General features: G+C 55.9%; 14 protein-coding genes. All 14 read left to right on the forward strand.

Going from position 1 to position 16830, the window contains the following annotated elements; translation table 11 throughout:
• Nucleotides 1–33 precede the first annotated feature (33 nt).
• Nucleotides 34–1644 (forward strand): THUMP domain-containing class I SAM-dependent RNA methyltransferase, encoded by a 1611-nt coding sequence (locus BM114_RS05940; RefSeq protein WP_092111394.1) that lies wholly within the window; start codon nt 34–36, stop codon nt 1642–1644.
• On the forward strand, nt 1634–3793 hold the full coding sequence (locus BM114_RS05945) for a S9 family peptidase (protein WP_369808403.1): 2160 nt from the start codon (nt 1634–1636) through the stop codon (nt 3791–3793). The genes BM114_RS05940 and BM114_RS05945 overlap by 11 nt, the downstream gene beginning before the upstream one ends.
• 10 nt (nt 3794–3803) lie before the next feature.
• Nucleotides 3804–5072 (forward strand): phosphoribosylamine--glycine ligase, encoded by a 1269-nt coding sequence (purD, locus tag BM114_RS05950; RefSeq protein WP_092111398.1) that lies wholly within the window; start codon nt 3804–3806, stop codon nt 5070–5072.
• A 201-nt stretch (nt 5073–5273) separates the two neighbouring features.
• The gene (locus tag BM114_RS05955; protein WP_092111401.1) at nt 5274–6221 is read left to right on the forward strand and encodes a hypothetical protein; all 948 of its coding nucleotides are present in this window, start codon (nt 5274–5276) and stop codon (nt 6219–6221) included.
• Nucleotides 6197–6649: a YqaA family protein gene (locus BM114_RS05960; protein ID WP_092111404.1), complete on the forward strand. Its 453-nt coding sequence runs from the start codon at nt 6197–6199 to the stop codon at nt 6647–6649. Before BM114_RS05955 ends, BM114_RS05960 begins: the two co-directional genes overlap by 25 nt.
• A 94-nt stretch (nt 6650–6743) precedes the next feature.
• On the forward strand, nt 6744–10106 hold the full coding sequence (locus tag BM114_RS05965) for a glycosyltransferase family 117 protein (protein ID WP_092111406.1): 3363 nt from the start codon (nt 6744–6746) through the stop codon (nt 10104–10106).
• Nucleotides 10107–10119: 13 nt separating this feature from the next.
• Entirely contained in the window at nt 10120–10731 is a 612-nt protein-coding gene (locus BM114_RS05970; RefSeq protein WP_092111408.1) for a polysaccharide deacetylase family protein, read from the forward strand.
• Nucleotides 10709–11269 carry a DUF4112 domain-containing protein gene (locus BM114_RS05975; RefSeq protein ID WP_369808401.1) on the forward strand — a complete coding sequence of 187 codons (561 nt, stop codon included), beginning with the start codon at nt 10709–10711 and terminating at the stop codon, nt 11267–11269. The genes BM114_RS05970 and BM114_RS05975 overlap by 23 nt, the downstream gene beginning before the upstream one ends.
• Nucleotides 11270–11383: 114 nt before the next feature.
• Nucleotides 11384–12523 (forward strand): ADP-forming succinate--CoA ligase subunit beta, encoded by a 1140-nt coding sequence (sucC, locus tag BM114_RS05980; protein WP_092111412.1) that lies wholly within the window; start codon nt 11384–11386, stop codon nt 12521–12523.
• 39 nt (nt 12524–12562) lie between these two features.
• Nucleotides 12563–13438, forward strand: a complete 876-nt coding sequence (gene sucD, locus BM114_RS05985; protein WP_092111414.1) for a succinate--CoA ligase subunit alpha — start codon at nt 12563–12565, stop codon at nt 13436–13438.
• Nucleotides 13439–13574: 136 nt separating this feature from the next.
• Nucleotides 13575–14582, forward strand: coding sequence for an acyltransferase family protein (locus tag BM114_RS05990; RefSeq protein ID WP_092111416.1), 1008 nt, complete (start codon nt 13575–13577; stop codon nt 14580–14582).
• A 151-nt stretch (nt 14583–14733) separates the two neighbouring features.
• Nucleotides 14734–15732 carry a patatin-like phospholipase family protein gene (locus BM114_RS05995; protein WP_092111418.1) on the forward strand — a complete coding sequence of 333 codons (999 nt, stop codon included), beginning with the start codon at nt 14734–14736 and terminating at the stop codon, nt 15730–15732.
• Nucleotides 15733–15765: 33 nt separating this feature from the next.
• Nucleotides 15766–16275 (forward strand): hypothetical protein, encoded by a 510-nt coding sequence (locus tag BM114_RS06000; protein ID WP_092111420.1) that lies wholly within the window; start codon nt 15766–15768, stop codon nt 16273–16275.
• Nucleotides 16276–16302: 27 nt separating this feature from the next.
• The gene (locus BM114_RS06005; RefSeq protein WP_092111423.1) at nt 16303–16638 is read left to right on the forward strand and encodes an MmcQ/YjbR family DNA-binding protein; all 336 of its coding nucleotides are present in this window, start codon (nt 16303–16305) and stop codon (nt 16636–16638) included.
• The last annotated feature ends 192 nt before the right edge of the window (nt 16639–16830 follow it).

The following is a 16830-nucleotide window of genomic DNA, read 5'->3' on the forward strand; positions in this document are numbered from 1 at the left end:
ATTTTGTACGCGAAATAAAACCAACAATTGAAAATGGAATTTGAACTCATCGCCAAAACCTTCATGGGCTTGGAGCCCGTTTTGGCTCAAGAGCTTACCCAGCTGGGGGTGAACAATGTGCAGATAGGGCGCCGCGTAGTGTCTTTCACGGGCGACAAGGAAATGATGTATCGTGCTAACTTCCAGTTGCACACGGCCATCCGCATCCTGAAACCCATCAAACACTTCAAGGCCCGCTCGGCAGAAGAAGTATATGAAGAAGTGAGGAAAATCGACTGGAGCCAGTATATCCTCGAGGGAAAGACTTTCTCCGTAGACTCCGTGGTCTACTCCGAGGAATTCCGCAACTCCCGGTTCGTAACCTATAAGGTGAAGGACGCCATCGTAGACCAGTTCCGCGACAATACCGGCAACCGCCCCAACATCTCCATCTCCAATCCCGACATCCGGCTTCACATCCATATCTCCGACGAGGACGCCACTCTTTGCCTTGACTCCAGCGGTGAGTCGCTCCATCGGCGCGGCTATCGACAGGAGAGCGTGGAGGCTCCCCTGAACGAAGTTCTTGCCGCCGGTATGATCCTGATGACGGGGTGGAAGGGCGAAACAGACTTCATCGACCCCATGTGTGGCTCCGGCACCCTGCCCATAGAGGCGGCCCTCATCGCCCGAAACATATCGCCGGGCGTATTCCGTAAGGGCTATGCCTTCGAGAAATGGCCCGACTACGACGCCGAGCTCTTTGACACCATCTACAACGACGACTCCCAGGAGCGTGAGTTCGAGCACCACATCTACGGCTACGACATAGACATGAAGGCCGTGAACCGCGCCCTCAAGAATGTGAGGGCGGCCGGCCTGACGAAAGACATCACCGTAAAGATGCAGGACTTCAAGGACTTCCAGCAGCCCCAGGAGAGGAGCATCATCGTGATGAACCCGCCCTATGGCGAGCGAATCTCCACTCCCAACCTGCTGGAAACCTACAAGATAATCGGCGAAAGACTGAAGCATGCCTTCACGGGCAACGAGGCCTGGATACTCTCCTACCGCGAGGAATGCTTTGACCAGATAGGCCTGAAGCCCTCGATCAAGATTCCTCTTTTCAACGGCAGCCTCGAATGCGAGTTCCGCAGATACCAGCTCTTCGACGGCAAGATGAAGGTGTTTCGCTCGGAAGGCGGCATCGTGAAAACAGAGGAGGAACTCAAGGAAATGGCCGAGAAGCACCGCTTCAAGAAAGAACGCGAGTTCAAGAAACGCCTTGAGGAAAACGAAGAAAACGCAGAAGCCGACATCCGATCGTTTAAGTTCCATTCCCTGGAGCATGACATGGAACGAGAACTGCGCCGTTTCCGCAACCGCAGGGACGAATATGACGACTGGCATGGCGACCGCGGGCAAAGGCGATTCGACCGAGACGACCGCAGGGATGACCGTAGAAACCGAAGATTCGACCGCGGCGAACGGTCTTTTGACCGTAACGAACGGCGGGGCGACAGACCTTTTGACCGCGACAGGCGGCGCGACGACAAGCCTTTCTTCAGCAAGAGAGACCGCCGAGACGGAAATAACTTCGGCCGCAATCACGACAACCGGGGGTTTGGAAACAAGAACAGGAGATACAACGATGATGAAGATTAAGGCTTTCTTGCTCTGCTTAGTCGTAACAATGACAGCCTCAGCACAGAAATCATTCACGCTCGAAGACCTCAACTTCGGCGGAAAGAACTACCGCAACATGGTTCCCCAGACGCAATACCATGCGTGGTGGGGCGACGAACTCGTGCGCCTGGACAAGGAGGAGTGCCGCCTGGTGAACAAGAAGACCGGCCGGGAAACCCTGCTTTTCAATCTGGGCGACATCAACAACAAGGCTGGCTATGTAGTGGTTCCGGGACCCATAACCCTCAACAGCCTCTACGGTGCATCCTTCCCTTATGCCGACAAGCCCCTTGCCCTGCTCGACAACGGCACGGAACGCTTCCTCTTCGACTTCAGGAAGAAGGAAATCGTGTGGCTCCTGAAGAAGCAACAGGAGACCGCGGCGGAATGGAACGCCGCCAGCCGCGCCCTCGCCTATGTGCAGGACAACCAGCTCTTCGTGAACGACGGGCAGGAAGCCCGCCAGCTCACCACCGACGGAAGCCGGGAAATCGTCTACGGGCAAAGCGTTCACCGCGATGAGTTCGGCATCAGCAAGGGCCTCTTCTGGAGCCCCGACGGACAGCGGCTGGCCTTCTACCGCATGGACCAGAGCATGGTGAAAGACTATCCGCAGGTGAACATTTTCACTCGTGAGGCCGACTATGAGCCCGACAAATACCCCATGGCGGGTGAGACATCGCATAAGGTTACCGTGGGCGTCTACGACCTGAAGACGCGCCGGACGCTGTACCTGCAGGCCGGAGACCCCACCGACCGCTACTTCACGAACATCTCGTGGAGCCCCGACGGAGCCACCATCTATATGTTTGAGCTTAACCGCAACCAGAACGACTGCCGCCTCGTGAGTTACAATGCCGCAACCGGAGCCCGCCTGAAGGAACTCTATCGCGAGACCCACGACAAGTATGTGGAGCCCATGCACCCCATCGTGTTCCTGCCGTGGGATGCCTCCCGCTTCCTCATGCAGAGCCAGAAGGACGGCTACAACCACCTCTACCTCTTCGATAAGCAGGGAAAAGAAATCAAGCAGGTTACCAGCGGCAAGTGGGTGGTCGAGAATGTGCTCGGCTTCGACCGGCAGCGCAAGGCCATCATCATCGAGAGCAACGAGCTCAGCCCCGTCCAGAAGAACCTCTTCTCGGTGAATATCGCCACCGGAAAGCGCACCCGCATCGACGAGACGGGCGACGGATGGCACAGCGGGCAGCTGAGTGCCAGCGGGCGATACCTGCGCGACAGCTACTCTTCGCCTACCGTGCCGCACAACATCAGCGTGCTGGAAACAGCTAAGGCAGCCTACACCCGACTGCTCACCGCCGACGATCCGTGGAAAGGCTACAATGTTCCGGAGTATTCCATGGGCACCGTGAAGGCTGCCGACGGCCACACCGACCTCTACTATCGCATGGTGAAACCCGTGGGATTCGACCCCTCGAAGAAGTATCCCACCGTGGTCTATGTCTACGGCGGGCCGCATGCCCACAATGTGGATGCCCGATGGCACTATGCTTCCCGCTCCTGGGAGACCTACATGGCACAGAAGGGATATCTCCTCTTCATCCTCGACAACCGAGGCAGCGAGAACCGCGGGCGGGCCTTCGAGCAAGCCACATTCCGCCACTTAGGAACCGTAGAGGCCGAAGACCAGATGCAGGGAGTGAAGTTCCTGCAGACCCTTCCTTATGTGGACAGCGACCGGATCGGCGTGCACGGATGGAGTTTCGGCGGATACATGACCATCACCCTCATGACCCATTACCCCGAAGTGTTCAAGGTGGGAGTGGCCGGAGGTCCTGTCATCGACTGGAAATACTATGAGGTGATGTACGGCGAACGCTACATGGACACGCCCCAGAGCAATCCCGAGGGCTACGAGCAGGCCTCGCTCCTCCGCCAGGCCAAGAACCTGAAGGGCAAGCTCCAGATCATCATCGGATACAACGACAAGACCTGCGTGCCGCAGCACAGCCTCTCCTTCCTCGCCGAATGCATCAAGGCGGGCACCCAGCCCGACTTCTTCGCCTATCCCGGCGAGCCCCACAACATGCGCGGCCACCAGAGCGTACACCTGCACGAGCGTATCACGCAATACTTTGAAGACTATCTGAAACCCTTGAAAAAATAAACTGTCAAATATGAAAATCCTACTCTTAGGCAACGGCGGGCGCGAGCATGCGCTGGCATGGAAGATCGCCCAAAGCCCGAAATGCGAGAAACTATACATCGCCCCAGGTAACGCCGGCACGGCTTCCGTGGGCGAGAATGTGGCCATCAGCGTAAACGAGTTCGACAAGCTGAAAGACTTCGTGGCGCAAAACCATGTCGACATGGTCGTCGTCGGCCCCGAAGGCCCCCTCGTAAAGGGCATCTACGATGACTTCAAGGCCGACGGGCGCACGGCTGCCGTTCCCGTGATCGGCCCCTCCAGGGAGGGCGCCGTGCTCGAGGGAAGCAAGGATTTCGCCAAGGGATTCATGAAGCGCCACGGCATTCCGACTGCCCGATACGAGACCTTCGACGGCACGACGGTGGACGAAGGTCTCCGATTCCTCGGCACCCTGCAGCCCCCCTATGTGCTCAAAGCCGACGGACTGGCTGCCGGCAAGGGCGTGCTCATCGTACCCACGCTCGAGGAAGCCCGGCAGGAGCTGCGCCTGATGCTGGGCGGCATGTTCGGGAACGCCTCCGCCAAGGTAGTCGTAGAGGAGTTCCTAAGCGGCACGGAGTGCTCGGTGTTCGTGCTTACGGACGGCGAACACTATCAAATACTGCCCGAAGCCAAGGACTACAAGCGTATCGGCGAGCACGACACCGGGCTCAACACCGGCGGAATGGGCAGCGTGAGCCCCGTCCCCTTCGCCACCAAGGAGTGGATGCAGAAGGTGGAAGACCGCATCATACGCCCCACCGTCGACGGTCTCCATGCCGAGGGCATCGACTACAAGGGCTTCATCTTCTTCGGGCTCATCAATGTGAATGGCGACCCGATGGTCATCGAGTATAACTGCCGCATGGGAGACCCTGAGACGGAGAGCGTGATGCTGCGCCTGAAGACCGACCTCGTAGACCTCTTCGAGCATGTGGCACAGGGCACGCTCGACCTCTGTAGCGTGGAATTCGACCCCCGCGCGGCCGTCAGCGTGATGCTCGTGAGCGGCGGATATCCCGAGGCCTACAAAAAGGGCTACCCTATCGAGGGACTCAACGAGGTGGAGGGCAGCATCGTGTTCCATGCCGGCACAGCCTTGAAGGACGGCCGAGTGGTAACCAACGGAGGCCGTGTGCTGGCCGTATCGTCGTATGGCAGCGACAAGGAGGAAGCCCTTCGCAAGAGCTTTGATGAGGCGCGGAAAATCCGGTTTACCGACAAGTATTTCCGCCGCGACATCGGGCAGGACCTGTAAAGGCCATCCCACCTCCGGCAGACAGCCGTTGGAAGAATGACAAAATCGGCGATTTTGTCCCATGATTTCGGCGATTTTGTCCGACAATCTCGCCGATTTTGTCAGGCCGACGGATGCTGGAAGGGAAGTCAGAAGCAACGGAGAGCAAACCCTCCCTTCACTAAACGATAAAACGCTTGCCACGGGGCAAGACACCATAAGATGCAGAAAAGACTACAGAACAAGATTGCCGAGAGCAGGATGGCACTACCGCTGACGCTGGTCTACACGGTCGCCGTAGGCTTGGCGGGCGGAGTGGCGGAACGACGGCTGTGGCTGCCGTTCGGCTGTCTGTTGCTGGGCAGTCTGCTCATGGTACAGCTCAACAATGCCAACGCCCTCATCCGCATCTACAGCCGCATGGTGTCGTGCTCGTTTGCCGTGCTCTCCACGGCGGCTTTTTTCCTCTCTCCCGGCATCGAGGAAAGCGTGGTCTCGCTCTGCGTGATTGCCGCCTACTTCTTCCTCTTCGGCAGCTATCAGGACCGCCGGTCGATGGGACGCATATTCTATGCCTTCCTCTTTATTGGCATTGCCTCCACCGTGTTTGTGCAGATGCTCTTCTTCATTCCCTTTTTATGGATTCTGGCGGCTGTGAACATCCTCTCACTCAGCTGGCGCAACTTCTGGGCCTCGATACTCGGACTGGTGTTCCCCTATTGGTTCGTGGGCGGATTCTATGTCTATACAGGGCAGATGGATGTTTTCTTAAACCACTTTGTGCAACTTGCTGACTTCGAGTGGTTCATGAACTACGGTGTTACAACCTGGGCACAGCTTATCACCTTTGTCTATGTATCCTTGCTCGGACTGACGGGCTCCATACATTTCCTGCGCAACAGCTTCCTCGACAAGATTCGCACCCGCATGCTCTTCGAGTTTTTCATTACGATGGAAGCCCTCACGGCAGCGTTCATGGTCATCGCCCCCGTGTACTATGACTTCCTGCTCTGCATCCTGATCGTCAACACCGCACCGCTCATCGGACACTTCATCGCCCTCACGAAGACCCGGCTTACCAATATTGCGTTCTGCCTCATCTGTGCCTCCGCAGTGGCACTCACGGTCTGCAACCTGCTTGAAATATGGAATATCTTGTTGATATCCTGATTCAGTACGGCTATTGGGGCATGCTTCTCGCGGCCTTTCTGGCCGGCAGCTTCATCCCGTTTTCCAGCGAGGCCGTCATGGTCGGGCTTCTCGCGGCTGGACTGAACCCCACCACTCTCCTCGTCTACGGCAGTATCGGGAATGTGGCAGGCTCGCTCCTCAACTACTTCGTGGGGCGCATGGGTAAGACCGAATGGATAGAGCGGTACCTACATGTAACAGCCAAGAACATGCAGAAAGCCCAGAAATTCCTCGCCGGCCACGGGGCATGGATGGGATTCTTCGCCTTTATCCCTGTCATCGGCAACGCCATCACCATCACTCTCGGACTGATGCGCGCCAACTTCCCCATCACCCTCACCAGCATTGCCGCCGGCAAAATCCTACGCTACCTGTTCCTGCTCGGCGGACTGGCCCTGATATTTTAAATTAATTTTGATTTTCTAATAGTTATTAGGGTGTTATTTCGGTGAAAAACATTAACTTTGCAGAGTATTTCGAAATATGCATAACTAAAATAGAATGAAACAGTACAAATTAGTGGACAATGTACTGGGATGGTTCGCATTTATCGTCGCGGCCGTAGTATATTGTTCTACCATTGAGCCCACGGCATCGTTCTGGGACTGCCCGGAATTCATATCCACCGCTTTCAAGCTTGAGGTCGGCCACCCCCCCGGGGCACCTTTCTTCATGCTCACGGCCAATCTGTTCTCGCAGTTTGTGAGTGATCCCTCGCAAGTAGCCCGCATGGTGAACATCATGAGTGCACTGCTGAGCGCGACAACCATCCTGTTCCTCTTCTGGAGCATCACCCACCTCACACGCAAGCTGATCCTGAAAGACTGGGACTCGCTCACCACGAGCAAGCTCATCACCATCGAGGCATCGGGCCTGGTGGGCGCGCTGATTTACACTTTCAGCGACACCTTCTGGTTCTCCGCCGTCGAGGGTGAGGTCTATGCCTACTCTTCGGCCTTCACGGCCATCGTGTTCTGGCTCATCCTGAAGTGGGAAGACCATGCCGACGAGCCCCACAGCGACCGCTGGCTGGTGCTGATAGCCTATATGACCGGCCTGAGCATCGGCGTCCATCTGCTGAACCTGCTCTGCATTCCGGCCATCGTACTGGTGTTCGTCTACAAGAAATTCCCGAATGTGGAGCTGAAAGGCTCGCTGGTGGCACTGGTGATTTCATTCATCATCGTGGCCGCTGTGCTCTACGGCGTGGTGCCCGGCATCATCACGGTGGGCGGCTGGTTTGAGCTGTTCTTCGTCAACACGCTTGGCATGCCGTTCAATACAGGCGAGATTGTCTATATATTCCTGCTTGTGGCTACCGTTATCTGGGCCATCTACGAGACTTATGTCGACAAGAGCGAGAAACGCGAGAACCTGGCGTTCCTGCTTTCCGTCGCCATGCTCGGCATCCCGTTCTACGGCTATGGATGGAAAGCCTTCATCACGGGCGTAGTGGTGCTCGCCATCCTGTGGTTTGTCTTGAGATACAACCACACGGTCAACAAGCGGCGGGAGCTCCTCGTGTCAGCCCGCATGAAGAATACCATGCTGCTCTGCATGCTGATGCTGATGATTGGATACTCCAGCTATGCGCTCATCGTGATCCGTTCCTCGGCCAATCCCCCGATGGACCAGAACTCACCGGAGGACATCTTTACCCTGGGCAACTACCTTAGCCGCGATCAGTATGGCGACCGCCCGCTGCTCTACGGGCAGGCCTACGGCTCACAGGTAAAGCTCAAGACCGAAGGCAATATGTGCGTTCCCGTCATGGAGAAAGGTGCGCCCATCTACGCACGCAAGGAGAAGAGCAACAAAGACGAGCGCGACTCCTACTTCGTGGTGAATACTAAGGACAAGTATGTGTATGCCCAGAACATGCTCTTCCCCCGCATGTATAGCAGCGCACATGCACAAGCCTACAACGACTGGCTCGGCGGAATAGAAGGCTACGATGTGCCCTACGACCGCTGCGGGGAGCCCATCATGGTGAAAATGCCCACGCAGATGGAGAACATCAAGTTCTTCCTGTCCTACCAGTGCAACTGGATGTACTGGCGATACTTCATGTGGAACTTCGCCGGCCGCCAGAATGATATTCAGGGTTCGGGAGAACTCGAGCACGGAAACTGGATTACCGGAATCCCATTCGTCGACAACGCGCGACTGGGAAACCAAGACCTGCTCCCGCAGGAGCTGAAAGACAACAAGGGTCATAATGTCTACTATTGCCTCCCGCTGCTGCTCGGTCTGATAGGGCTCTTCTGGCAGGCCTTCCGCGGCCGCCGCGGCATCCGTCAGTTCTGGGTGGTATTCTTCCTGTTCTTCATGACTGGCCTTGCCATCGTCGTCTATCTGAACCAGACCCCGATGCAGCCCCGTGAGCGCGACTATGCCTATGCCGGCTCGTTCTATGCCTTCGCCATCTGGTGTGGCATGGGCGTTGCGGCCATCATCGACCAGCTGAAAAAGTGGCTGAAGACAGATAATATCATCACGGCATCTGTCGTAGCCGTGGCCTGCCTGCTCGTGCCCATACAGATGGCATCGCAGAACTGGGACGACCACGACCGCTCCGGCCGCTACACCTGCAGGGATTTCGGACAGAACTATCTGATGAACCTTCAGGACAAAGGCAACCCCATCATCTTCACCAACGGCGACAATGACACCTTCCCGCTGTGGTATAACCAGGATGTAGAGGGTGTGCGCACCGATGCCCGTGTCTGCAACCTGAGCTATCTGCAGACCGACTGGTATATCGACCAAATGAAACGCCCGGCCTACGAGTCGCCCTCCGTGCCCATCTCGTGGCCGCGTCTCGACTATTGCACGGGCACCAACGAGTATGTGGAAGTCGTCCCCTCGGCCAAGCAGCAGATTCTCGACTTCTACAAGGATAATCCCGAGGCCGCCCGGAAGCAGTTCGGCGACGAGCCGTTCGAACTGAAGAATGTGATGAAATACTGGGTGCGGTCCAAGAAGAGCGACATGCACTGCATCCCGACCGATACGCTCTATGTAACCATCGACAAGGAAGCCGTCAGAAAAAGCGGCATGCTCATGGCCTCTGACACCATCCCCGACAAGATGGTTATCTCGCTGGCAGGCAAGCGCGCGCTGTATAAGGGCGACCTGATGATGCTCGAGATGATTGCCAATTGCAACTGGATCCGTCCGCTCTATGTGGCTATCACCGTGGGGAGCGAGAACTTCATGAACCTCGGCGACAACTTCATACAGGAAGGACTGGTCAATCGCATCACCCCATTCCTGACTAACAAGACCGGAGCCAAGCGCTTCGACACGGCAAAAGCCTACGATAATGTGATGAACCGGTTCAAGTGGGGTGGCCTGGACGCTGGAAAGAACATCTACCTCGACGAAACCGTGCGCCGCATGTGCTATACCCACCGCCAGCTAATGGCAGACCTTGCTGTGAACCTCATCCGGGAGAAACATCCTGAAAAGGCCCGAAAAGTGCTGGAAAAGGCCGAGAAGGTGCTGCCTCAGAGCCTCGTCCCGATGAAATATATCGGAGGCGGAGCCGACCTTGCCCGTGCCTACGCCCTCATAGGCGAGAAGGAAAAAGCCAAGAAGGCCATACAGGCAATGTGGAACGACGCTACCCAGTACATGCGTTTCTACCTGAGCCTGTCGGGCAACAACTTCAGTCTCTCCCAGCAGGACTGCATGACCCAGATGTATATCATGCAACAACTGAACGAAATCACGACAATGGTGGACAAGAATCTTGCTAAGCGACAGCTTGATGAAATGAGCCGTTACTATGCCTCCTATCGCACGAAAGGTGGCATAGACCCTCAGACCGAGGCGGGCGGGCAGATTCAATTTGAAAAATAAGATACCATAGCCCATGTTCATAGAGCAACCCTCGTTCTGGCTACGATGGCTCTATCCGGCAGCCACATGGCGGATGGACAAGAATGACCATTCGGTATATCTCACCTTCGACGACGGTCCGATACCGGAGTCTACGCCGTTCATCCTCCAGACGCTGAGGGAGTTCAATGCCAAGGCCACCTTCTTCATGGTGGGCGAGAATGTGCTCCGCCACCACGACCTCTACAATCAGATCGTGGCGGAAGGCCATCAGGTGGGCAACCACACCTTCAACCACCTCGGGTCGCTGAAGCATATGCCCATCACTTATGCGGCCAATGTCTATAAGGCCAACGAGATTATTCACGCCCATTTGTTCCGCCCGCCACATGGATGGATGAAACGGTCGGTCTATTGGTGGATGAACCGCCATTATCGCATCATCATGTGGGATCTCGTAACGCGCGATTATTCCAAGTGGATGACCGCCGACGATGTGCTCGACAATGTGAAGAAGTATGCCCGCAACGGCTCCATCATCACCTTCCACGACTCACTGAAGAGCATCAACAAGTTACACTATGCGCTACCGCAGGCTCTGAAGTGGCTCCGGGAGCAGGGTTATGAATTCAAGACTTTCGACTGATTATACCAAGGCCGGGGACAAGCACCCCGGCTTTTCCATCTCTAAAGCATCCCAACAGACCATGACCACCGCAGAACGAAAGAAACGACTGGGCGAAAGCCGCCTCTACCAAGGCATGCAGAAGATTTCCGCCTGGCTCGACCGTTACTACCTCGACGCCATCGCGGGACTGGTGCCCGGCGGTATCGGCGATGTGGCTACGGCGTTGTTTTCGCTCGTCCATGTCTACTTCGCCTTGTTCCGACTGCGCTCCGTGCCCCTCACTCTCGCCATCTTGAACAACGCACTCCGCGATGTCCTGTTCGGACTCATCCCCTTCTATGTGGGCGATGTGCTCGACTTCTTCCATCGCGCCAACTCCAGGAACATGGCCCTTATCAACGGATTCCTCAACAATGACGAGACCGTTATCCGCAACATCAACCGAAAGGCCCTCCAGAGCCTCGCCATGATTGTTGTCTTCGTGCTCGCCATCTTCGCCATGCTGTATGTCCTGATGAAGATAGCCTCCGCGCTGGGCACCGTCATCTTCAGCTGAGCGAGCACTATATACCTATTTATACTATTTAAACCTACTTTTCCCCGGAATTCTTTCTTGTTTCGAAGAAATATGTTATATTTGCATGAAATTCTACTAATTAATTAATTTACTATGAAAGTTCATGAATATCAGGCAAAAGGTTTCTTTACCCAGTATGGGTTACCGGTCGACAGGAGCATTCTCTGCCATTCCGTCGACGAGGCCGTGGAAGCTTACCGCAAGCTCGGGCTCGAGAAGGTAGTCGTAAAAGCACAGGTTCACACGGGAGGCCGCGGCAAGGCCGGAGGCGTAAAGCTCGCAGCTTCGGAAGACGAGGTGCGCCTGCACGCCGGCAACATCCTCGGGATGAACATCAAGGGGTTCACGGTAGACCGCGTGCTCATCGGCGAGGCCGTGGACATCGCCGCAGAATACTATGTGAGCATCCTCGTAGACCGCCGCACGAAGTCGCCCATCCTCATGCTCAGCCGCGAGGGTGGCATGGAGATAGAAAAGGTGGCCAAGGAGACTCCTGAGAAGATTATCAAGATTGCCATTGACCCGCTCGTGGGACTGCCCATCTATAAAGCCCGTGAGGCCGCCTTCGCCCTGTTCGACGACATGGCACAGGTGAAGCAGGCCATACCGCTCTTCCAGAACCTCTACCGCCTCTTCGTGGAGAAGGACGCCTCGCTGGCCGAGATCAATCCGCTCGTATACCTCAAGGACGGCCAGCTGAAGGCCATCGACGCCAAGATGACCTTCGACAACAACGCCCTCTTCCGCCATCCCGATGTGGCCGAGCTCAACGAGCCCACCGAAGAGGAGAAGAAGGAGCTCTATGCCAAGGAGAAGGGATTCAGCTATGTGAACCTCGGAGGCAACATCGGCTGCATGGTCAACGGCGCCGGACTGGCCATGGCCACCATGGACATGATCAAACTCTACGGCGGCGAACCCGCTAACTTCCTCGACATCGGCGGAAGTTCCAACCCCCAGAAAATCGTAGAAGCCATGAAGTTGCTCTTGAGCGACCGGCATGTGAAGGTGGTACTCATCAACATCTTCGGCGGCATCACCCGCTGCGACGATGTGGCCAAGGGGCTCATCGAGGCTTTCAAGGAGATTGATACCGAGGTGCCCATCGTCATCCGACTCACCGGCACCAACGAGACCGAGGGCCGTGCGCTCTTGCAGGGCACCAAGTTCACCGTGGGCACTACCATGGCCGACGCCGGCCACAAGGCCGTAGAGATAGCCGCAAGGCTTTAGGGGGAGAACATATCAAGAACCGTTTAAAAACCAGAAGAAATGAGTATTTTAGTCAATAAGAACACAAGAGTTATCGTACAGGGTATCACGGGGCGCGACGGCAGTTTCCACGCATCGAAGATGAAGGCCTACGGCACCAACATCGTGGGCGGCACCTCACCGGGAAAAGCCGGGCAGCAGGTAGACGGAATCCCCGTCTTCAATACCGTCAAGGACGCTGTGGCAACCACGGGAGCCAACACTTCCATCATCTTCGTTCCGGCTGCCTTTGCCAAGGACGCTATGCTCGAGGCTGCCGACGGGGGCATCAAGCTCATCGTCTGCATCACCGAGGGCGTGCCCGTGGAGGACGCCGTATACGCTCACCGCTACATCCGCGACAAGGGAGCCAACCTCATCGGACCGAACTGTCCTGGACTGATTACCCCCGATGAATGCCTCGTGGGCATCATGCCTACCAATATCTTCAGGCGTGGGGGCACGGGAGTCATCAGCCGCAGCGGCACGCTCACCTATGAGGTGGTCTACAACCTCACGCAGGCAGGCCTCGGACAGTCTACCGCCGTTGGTGTAGGAGGCGACCCCGTGGTAGGCCTCTACTTCGAAGACCTGCTCAGGATGTTCCAGGATGACCCTGAGACCGACAGCATCGCCCTCATCGGTGAGATTGGCGGCGATGCCGAGGAGCGTGCGGCACAGTTCATCAAGGAACATGTAACAAAGCCCGTCGCCGCCTTTATCTCTGGCCGTCAGGCTCCTCCGGGCAAGCAGATGGGTCATGCCGGTGCCATCATCTCCAGCACATCGGGCTCCGCAGAGGGCAAGGTAACAGCCTTCGAGGCCGTAGGGGTGCCCGTGGCCAAGGAGACCAGCGAGATTCCGGAACTGCTCAAGAAGCAGATGGGAAGGCAGTAAAGGGAGGATGGAGTAAGGAGGATATTCTAAAGGGAATAGAAAATAAGAAGTGGCCTTCCCCATCTCTTACTCAGTCCTCCCTTTACTCCTTTACTCCTTACTCCATACTCCTTTACTCCATAACCAACAAAGACCTATGTCAAAAGAATACACGCAGATTATGAAAGGCGTGGCCATCATCATGATGGTATGGCTACACTTGTTCAACAACATGTCCGCAGCGCAGGACTATACCGACCTTACCATTGCATCCAGACCCCTTGCTTGGCTGATTGCCGGGGCATGCAGTCCAGTGAGCATATTCGTAGCCCTCGGCGGATACGGCTTATACTGCGTGTATCTCAAGGCAAAAGACGCGCACCATGTCTCGCGCATCGTCAAGCTCTATGAGCATTATTGGCTGATTACGGCAGTCTTTGTCGCAGTCGGAATAATAGGGGGGGGTAAGACATATCTGTCTGATTCACAGACAATTATATACAACATAACTGGATTGCGGACCACTTGGAACGGCGAGTGCTGGTTTCTGCTGCCTTACTCCATCCTCTCCCTTTTCTATCCGATTGTTTTCAGAATCGTTGACCGATGCCGTCCATGGCTGGTGGTCGGTACGACATTCATGGGCACCTTCCTCATGATGACTCTGCTTCACTTCTACAGCGGCACGATTTCTCCCAACCCGCTGCTGTCGCTGCCTGTGGTAATCATCGAGTTCCTGTTCTGCTTCTGCTGTGGAGCCCTTGCCAAGCGGCATGAGGTAATAGAGCGGTTCAGGCATTTCCTTCATCGCAGAGGCATTGCCAACGGAGGTCTGCTGCTCGCCCTCTGCGCCCTCGTGCTCATCCGCATCCTGATTCCCCATGCCTCGTGGGAAGGACTCTTCGCCCTTGCCGTGGTGCTGTTGCTCGCCGTCCTGCGGTATCGACCCTGGATAAAGGCCGTACTGGTGTTCCTCGGTGTCCACTCCATGAACATCTGGATGATACACACATGGTTATGCCGCTACCTGTTTCACGACTTCTTCTACAGCTTCAAGTATCCGATACTCATCTTCGCAGCCACGCTGGGAGTCTCCATCGTTGTCTCCCTGATGGTGGATGCGGCTTTCCGTCTCATCGAGAGGCCGAGGCGTGCCGCAGCCTGATGATGCCGGCCGTCCCGCCGACGGGAAGAGGGGAATGAAGTTTTTCCGGCCGTTTTCTTTCCGTCTCTCTGTTTTTTTCATTATCTTTGCCCGCAAACAAACCCGGCGGTGAAGGCTCCGAAGAGCCGCCGCCCATCAAAAGACAAACATAATGAAACATTTCAAGATAGCGTGCTGCCTGCTGCTCTGCCTCGCTGCGACCGGGATGAGCGCCCAGAAGGCCTCCCGCCTCAAGGTGGGACTCGTGCTCGGCGGCGGAGGCGCCAAGGGAGCTGCCGAGGTCGGAGTGCTCAAGTATATCGAGCAGTCGGGCATCCCCATCGACTATATCGCAGGCACCAGCATCGGCTCCATCGTCGGCGGGCTCTATGCCTGCGGCTACCGCTCGGCCCAGCTCGACTCCATGTTCCGCTCGCAGGAGTGGCTCACCCTGCTGGGCGACCGCCAGGAAGGCCTGAAGGGCGAGGTGCTGAAGAAGGTGGACGGCGTTACCTATATCTTCGGATTCCCCGTTGGGCGCAAGAACTCCAAGCTCGCCGACCCCTCCTGGGGAGCCATCCGGGGCGACCACATCATCCAGCTGCTCGACTCCATGAGCGGGCGGCGCGACTCCATCTCGTTCGACGCCCTCCCCATCCCGTTCCGCTGCGTCGCCACCGACTATGAGAATCACCGCGAAGTAGTGCTCTCCAGCGGATGGCTCGCCCGTGCCATGCGTGCCAGCATGGCCATTCCCGGAGCCTTCAAGCCCGTGGACATCGGCGGGGTGGAACTCCTCGACGGCGGGCTCCTCAACAACCTCCCCGTTGACATCGTGCGCGCCATGGGGGCAGATGTGGTCATCGCCGTAGACCTCACGCAGAACAAGCACGAGGGCGAGAAGCCAAGACAGATGCCGAAAATACTCGAAAATGCCAAGGGCGACATCGCCTTCCTCGCCAAATGGGCGCTCTACCGCCCCGACCTCGTCAAATACGAGCGAAACCGCAGCGATGCCGATGTGTACATCAATCCGAAGCTCGACGGCTACGGTCCCGCCAGCTTCACGCCCGCGGCCATCAGCGAGATGATCGAGATAGGCCGCCGGAGCGGCAAGAAGGCCCTGTCCGACCTGCAGGAACTCAAGCTGCGTGTGTACAGGGGCTGGTGACCAGTCTCCTCCAAAGCGAAGACGGAGCCAACAATGAAAAAGCATCATGAATATATGAACAAGTTCTTGAGATTCATCCTTGTATTCCTACTGCTGTACCTGGCCGGCTCCCTGTGCCTCGACAGGTTTGTCTTTCCTAAAGACATCATCGGCACCTATTATGAAGTGCCCCTTCCCAACCACCATCAGCTGGAAGCATTCGATGTGAAATACGGATGCATCGTCGACGCGGAAATCGACGAGACAATGGTGGACGAGATAGACTCCCTGCAGATAATCGGCAACAATGTAATCGGCTCCATCCCCAAATATACTGAAAGCGGAAGAAAAGGAGTAAACTTCTTCGTCTACGATACCACAACCGACAAGACCGCTCTCTATGAAACCTTGGAGCAACTGCGCAAAGCCGAGGCCATCCCGGAGATTTCATTCACTACTGCAATAGATTATTACTGGAAACATCGCCGACCGGCCGACATCCTCCTCGTCCTTGCCTGCGTCATGGTTTCCCTCGCATATTCCTCTTTCAGGAATCACAAATAGACACCTATAGGCTTTCATTCCACGATTATGAACATAGAAGAATTGAGAAGTTTCTGCCTGTCGCTGTCTGAAGATGTCGTGGAGAAATTCCCCTTTCAGCAGTTCAAGGCAGCGCGAGATGTCCTTGCTTTCTATACCGGCGGGCACATCTTCTGCTATTTCGACATCAACGATCTGCACCATGTTACCGTGAAGTGCCGCAAAGAAGAAGTGCCCGCATTACTGGAACAGTACGATTGTCTGGGACATCCCTATAACGGCAATCCTAAATACTGGATAGGCATTGATGCCACGCGGGCAGAGGCAACACTTATCCAGCGGCTTATCACAAATTCCTTCCGCCTTACGGAAAAGAAGAAATGACACTTCATAAAACAACAGGCAATGGAAAGTGTAAAGACTTTCTATCTTATCCATAACCTATTAAGCAAACCCGACCTGCATCAGTCTTAGCATTGTATATATCTTCTTTCTACATCAAACCGCAACCATGGCAAGATTGAACGGCTCGGCGCATATGTTGCTATATATCTTCTTTCTACATCAAACCGCAAC

Origin of the sequence: Prevotella sp. KH2C16 (genome assembly GCF_900113305.1) — a bacterium.
Classification (GTDB): Bacteria; Bacteroidota; Bacteroidia; order Bacteroidales; family Bacteroidaceae; genus Prevotella.